The sequence below is a fragment of the Cellvibrio sp. genome (genome assembly GCF_053579595.1).
In genome coordinates this window covers 1-6024 of sequence record NZ_JBRFPI010000280.1, presented here as the reverse complement: position 1 = coordinate 6024, position 6024 = coordinate 1, and the positions used below count along the sequence as shown (strand labels likewise).

General features: G+C 49.3%; 6 protein-coding genes. 3 read left to right on the top strand and 3 right to left on the bottom strand.

Going from position 1 to position 6024, the window contains the following annotated elements:
- From ACWA6V_RS15655 to ACWA6V_RS15645, 3 genes are all read right to left on the bottom strand, one after another.
- Positions 1 to 319, bottom strand: a 319-nt coding sequence (locus ACWA6V_RS15655) for a fumarylacetoacetate hydrolase family protein (protein ID WP_449523365.1), incomplete at its 3' end; no start/stop codon positions are given.
- Positions 320 to 352: 33 nt separating this feature from the next.
- Positions 353 to 2128 (bottom strand): diguanylate cyclase domain-containing protein, encoded by a 1776-nt coding sequence (locus ACWA6V_RS15650; RefSeq protein WP_449523364.1) that lies wholly within the window; start codon positions 2126 to 2128, stop codon positions 353 to 355.
- A gap of 77 nt (positions 2129 to 2205) precedes the next feature.
- Positions 2206 to 2742: a gamma carbonic anhydrase family protein gene (locus ACWA6V_RS15645; protein ID WP_449523363.1), complete on the bottom strand. Its 537-nt coding sequence runs from the start codon at positions 2740 to 2742 to the stop codon at positions 2206 to 2208.
- 100 nt (positions 2743 to 2842) lie between these two features.
- On the opposite strand from ACWA6V_RS15645, the gene prlC reads away from it, so the two are divergent.
- The 3 genes from prlC to ACWA6V_RS15630 all read left to right on the top strand — a co-directional run.
- Complete coding sequence (gene prlC, locus ACWA6V_RS15640; protein ID WP_449523362.1) at positions 2843 to 4900, top strand: oligopeptidase A; 2058 nt, start codon at positions 2843 to 2845, stop codon at positions 4898 to 4900.
- On the top strand, positions 4900 to 5151 hold the full coding sequence (locus tag ACWA6V_RS15635) for a YheV family putative zinc ribbon protein (protein WP_310074795.1): 252 nt from the start codon (positions 4900 to 4902) through the stop codon (positions 5149 to 5151). The genes prlC and ACWA6V_RS15635 overlap by 1 nt, the downstream gene beginning before the upstream one ends.
- A 511-nt stretch (positions 5152 to 5662) precedes the next feature.
- Positions 5663 to 6024 (top strand): TonB-dependent receptor plug domain-containing protein (locus tag ACWA6V_RS15630; protein WP_449523361.1); only part of this gene is annotated, 362 nt, incomplete at its 3' end.

The window sequence follows — 6024 nt, the reverse complement described above, 5'->3', positions numbered from 1 at the left end:
CTACACCAAAACCACACACATAATCTGCTGCATCGGCGATGGGAATTTGCGTTCCAGATTTTCCAATCGCAATCACTAATTCAAGTTCATGCTCAACCTGTTGCGAAAAATGCGGATAAATAAAATCCGTATTGTTTTGTGCCAGTGCGCTTTGTGGTTTAAAAAAGAAAAACGGCGGTTCGCGCTCAGGATCATGGCCCATTTCGCGCGCGTGCTCGGCGTAGTTGCGGCCGATGCAAATAATTTTATTAACGGGGAATTGTTCGGGCGACAGCGAACCATCGGTATTGCAGACAGGTAGGGTGTAGCGGGTAGGCATAAATCAATTCTCCTTGTGATAGTGTGAGGCAAATTAGCTGGGTAGGTTAGACGCGTCGCTCACTACGCAGCGATTGCGACCATTAGCTTTGGCTTGGTACATGGCGATGTCCGCTTGTTTGAGTAAGCTGGTAACTGAGCGTGAATCATCATTAAATAATGCGATACCAATGCTGGTGGTAATATGGCAGCGGGCGTCATGTAATAAAAAATCCCGCTCAAATAGTTCCAGCATTTTTATGCCGATTAATAATGCCTGATGTTTTGCTGTGTCCACTTCCTGGCTTAATTGTTCGGACACTACCAGGAATTCATCGCCGCCAAAACGCGCGAGGGTATCGCTATCGCGGATTCCTGACGACAAGCGCTGGGCAATTTGTTGCAGCAACAAATCGCCGTTGTCGTGGCCGTAATTGTCATTCACGTATTTAAAATTATCGAGATCAAGAAACAACACCGCGCAATATTGGCGATGGCGCTTGCAACCGGCCATCGCCTGTTGGATACGGTCATTAAGCAGGCGGCGATTGGGCAACTGGGTGAGTGGATCATAGAATGCCATTTGGCGGATAACGTCTTCTGCCTGCTTGCGTTCACCGATATCGCGCGAGCAACCCTGGGCACCGGCGAATTCACCGACTGGTGTAAAAAAAGTGCGCACGGCAGCTTCAGTGCAAATCATCTGGCCATTTTTATGTTGCAAATCAAAGCGTGCAATGGAATCGCGATAACCATTAAATTCGCCGCGCCGCGCGGCTGCAAGCACATGTGCATATTGGGCGTAGGCGCGCTCATGATCATTCGGGTGCAACACAATGCTCATATTTTGATTAAGCAGTTCCTCTGGCGTATAGCCCAGTAATTTTGTTACAGACGGGCTGACGTAAGAAAAACAATTCTGTGCATTCACCGTCCACACCCAGTCAGTCATATTACTGGTGAGCAAATCGACTTGCTGCTCGCGCTCTTTCAGCGCGGTATTTTGCGCGGCAATTTTTCGTGCGAGGGTTTTGTTGTGATGCAGCAAAACACCAATAATGATTGCGCCCAAACCTCCACTGAGCAGCAAAATCCAGCCCCAGGAGATTACCGGTATTTCTTCACGATTAATCCATTTCTGGGTGATAGCCGTCATTTCCTCCGGCGTGATTTGTGCGAGTGCATCATTAATATCCTTGAGTGCAATTTTATTTCCGCGCGCTACAGCGGCGTGCACACTGCGCGAGTAGAGCACACTGAGTACGCGAAATTTGTCGGGGGTAGTGAGCCGCTCAAGGTAGTACATACCCACCGGATAATCGGCAACAAATGCATGGATATCACCGCGCGTAGCTGCCTCCACCAATTGTTCATTATTGTTGTACAGGCGCACTTTCAAGTGCGGATAATGCGTGGTTAAAAATTCTTCTTCATAACCTGCTGCAATCACACCTATTTGCACACTATTAAGATCGGTGATATCGAGCGCGTTGGCCAATTTTTTATTATCGACAAACAGCGCACCGCGCAATTGCAACAACGGGTTGGAAAATTCAAGATAAGTTGCACGCTCTTCTGATCGCAGTAAACCACCGTGGATATGCAATTGGGAGTCACGCACTTTATGCAGGGTGTGTTGCCAATCGAGCAATTCAAATTCAATCGGGCGCTGCATTTTTTGGCCGAGCAAGCGCCAGATGTCAATAATTAATCCATCCGGTTCACCCTGCTGGTTGCGAAACGCCAACGGCGCCCAGCGGTGATCCTGCACCACATACACACTGTTTGCTTGCGGTGTCAGATTGATTGGCTCGGCTGATGTTGTCTGCACCAGTGCACCAGCAGTCAAAAAAGCCAGGCAAGCAATCACTAACCCATGTAAAAAATACGTTTGCATTAGTGTTAGTGCTACACCTCGTTGAGGTAAGTGTTTTTAAGCTTCACGTAATTATTGGCCGAATATAAAAAGAACGATTTTTCGGTTTCCTTGAGCGGGCGGATTTGTTTTACCGGTGTGCCCATATACATAAAACCCGATTCGAGCCGCTTGCCCGGCGGCACCAGCGAACCGGCGCCAATGACCACCTCATCTTCCACTACAGCTCCATCAAGGATAGTCGAACCTATGCCAACCAATACGCGGTTGCCAATGGTGCAGCCATGCAGGCAAACAGAATGGCCGACGGTGACATCGTCACCAATGATTAATGGATGACCGGCGGGGTTGTAATCACTCGCGTGGGTGATGTGCAGTACCGAGCCGTCCTGCACGCTGGTGCGCGCACCTATGCGGATTTTGTGCATATCGCCGCGGATCACTACGCAAGGCCAGACGGAGGCGTCATCGCCAAGTACCACATCGCCAATGACGACGGCGGATTCATCGACAAATACTCGCGCACCTAATTGTGGTGAGTGGCCTTGGTAATGTCTTATCGCGCCCATAGATATGCTCCTGAAAACCCTGATCATTAATAGGTGTAGAAATCGATGGGTGTATGATACGTCAAACCCCGCCCCATTTTCGCCCCACGGAGCAAGCCGCATGACCAACCCGCTATTAGCAAACCATACATTGCCCCCTTTTTCTGCCATCGCCGCCGAGCATGTAACCCCGGCGATTAGCGAATTAATTGAGCAGGGCCGCGCACAGCTTGCGCAGCTGCTCGCCGATTTACCTACTCCGAGTTGGAACACCTTGGTTGCGCCACTGGAAGAGCAGGGCGATAAACTGGATCAAGCCTGGGCGCCTGTCAGTCATTTAAATTCGGTTGCCAACAGCGAAGAATTGCGCAAAGCCTATACCGAAAGTGTCGCACTCCTGACCGACTACTCGACCGAATTCAGCCAGAACGAAGCCCTTTATAAGGCCTATCAACAGCTGGCCGACAGCGACGAATTTGCACAGCTGCCGCAAGCGCAGCAGCAAACGATCAATAACGCACTGCGCGATTTTCCTTTAGGTGGTGCCGCGTTGAATCATGAGAATAAAAAACGCTTTGGCGAATTTCAAAAGAGCCTGTCGGAACTTGCTACACAATTTTCCAATAATGTATTGGATGCAACCCAAGCCTGGTTTAAACAATTTGATAACGCAGACGCGCTGGCGGGACTGCCTGAATCCGCACTTGCGCAAGCGGCGCAGGCAGCAGCACAAAAAGAACTGCCGGGTTACGTGATCACACTTGATTTTCCGTCTTACTACGCAGTGATTATGTATGCTGATAATCGTGCACTGCGTGAAGAAATTTATACTGCTTATGTGACTCGCGCATCAGCCACAGGTAAAAAGGCGGACGGCAGTTCAGCAGCAGAGTTCGACAATACTCCATTGATTGCTGAAACACTCACCTTGCGCCATGAACTTGCACAGCTGTTGGGTTTTGCAAATTATGCCGAGCGCTCACTGGCGAGCAAGATGGCGGAATCACCTGCACAGGTGCTGCAATTTTTAACGGAGCTTGCGCAAAAATCCAAACCCTATGCCGAACGCGATTACGCAGAATTGCGCGAATTTGCAGCGCGCAATGGCTGTGCGGATGTGCAAGCCTGGGATACTACTTATTACAGCGAAAAACTGCGCGTGGAGAAATACTCTGTGTCGCAAGAAGAATTGCGCCCCTATTTTCCGGCGGAGAAAGTTATCACCGGTATGTTTGACGTGGTGCAGCGTTTGTTTGGGATTGAAGTAAAACAGATTGCCGAATTTGATACTTACCATCCTGACGTGCGCTTTTATCACATCTTCAAAAATGGCGCGCAGGTAGCCAGTTTTTATCTCGACCTGTTTGCCCGCGATAAGAAAAAAGGCGGAGCCTGGATGGCCGATTGCCGCGTGCGCAGGAAAACCGCAACGGGTGTGCAATTACCGGTCGCCTTCTTAACCTGCAACTTTACACCGCCGGTGGGCACTACGCCGTCGCTGCTCACACACGATGAAGTCACCACACTGTTTCACGAATTCGGTCACGGCTTACACCATATGCTGACGCAAATTGATGTGGCCGCCGTGAGTGGAATTAACGGCGTCGCTTGGGATGCCGTTGAGTTACCCAGCCAATTTATGGAGAACTGGTGTTGGGAGCCGGAGGCGATTCCATTAATTTCCGGTCACTACCAAACCGGTGAGCCGCTACCACAACACTTGCTCGATAAAATGCTCGCAGCAAAAAATTTCCAATCCGGTTTGCAAATGATTCGCCAGATTGAATTTTCACTGTTCGATTTCCGCTTGCACGCTGAATACAATCCGGACGCGCCAAAATCCGCGCAGCAAGTATTAAATGAAGTGCGCGATCTGGTCGCGGTTATTCGTCCTCCTGTGTTCAATCGCTTTGAAAACAGCTTCAGCCATATTTTTGCGGGCGGTTATGCGGCCGGATATTACAGCTACAAGTGGGCGGAAGTATTATCGGCCGATGCCTACTCGCGTTTTGAAGAGGAAGGCATTTTTAATGCGCAAACGGGCGAGAGCTTCCTGCAGGAAATTTTGCAACAAGGTGGTAGCAAAGCGCCGATGGAACTGTTCAAAAATTTCCGCGGCCGCGAACCTGAAATAGATGCGCTCTTGCGTCACAGTGGCATCACCGGGGAGGCAGCCTGATGGCCTACAGTACTACACGCCGATTTGTCGCAGGCGCGGTTTGCCCGCGCTGTTCAGAAATGGACAAGCTGGTTGTCTATAACGACGGAGGCAAAGATTATCGCGAGTGCGTCGCCTGCGGCTATAAAGAGGAGATGCACTTCAAGCCCGTTGCACGGGAGCTGGAAACGCGGGTCAACCAAACAGAAGCAGACAAAAAAGACGCCGTTCAAGTTATCAATATCCTGCCTTTTGAAAAGCCCGATCACTAGATCGGGCTATTTCGACATCTCTACTTCCGCAGCAGAGTCCTGTAGGCGGACCAAAAAAGTTGCTAATGAATTTATTTTTATTAGCAAAAATGTATTGTCGTCATCTCGCTGCTTTACGGCCTGATAGCTATTCTCTGTTATGTTCCCTGCACAATTCGCTTTTTTACTAATTAAAAACCCTTTTAAAGTGCTACCGGCGAGTTATTTTATGCGCCAATGTGTGGCCTGACGTAACAATTCCTAACTTTTGTGTGCCAATGCGAGTCAATTTGTTGTAGTCAATATGAACATATGATACTTGTATTCAACCATGCTGACGCTACGAGCTACTTTTTAAGTCATAAATACAACACGGCAATGGTAATAAGGAGACGAGCCACAGTGCTCAGTGTGACCAGATCATCTTGCTGACAAGGTGAATCCGGATTGATTGTCCCAGCTCCCGGGACGATTAAACCGGTATGCAGTACCGATAAAAATCCTGACCATAATTAATCCAATGGAGAGCTCCATGAACACAAGAGCACATTTCAAAAAGAAACTCATCGCAAGTGTTATCGCGTCTACCGTCGTCACTGGTTTCAGTGGTTATTCAGTCGCACAAGATGAAGTTGTTGAAGAAGTAACTGTTACCGGTATTCGCGCTTCCTTGGAACGCGCAATGGACACCAAGCGCAATTCCGCTGGTGTGGTTGACGCGATCAACGCTGAAGACATGGGTAAATTCCCCGACACCAACCTTGCAGAATCTTTGCAGCGCATCACCGGTGTATCTATCGACCGTACTAATGGTGAAGGTTCGCGCATTACTGTTCGCGGCTTTGGTCCTGATTACAACATGGTGACCCTGAACGGAAGAACACTGCCAACCGG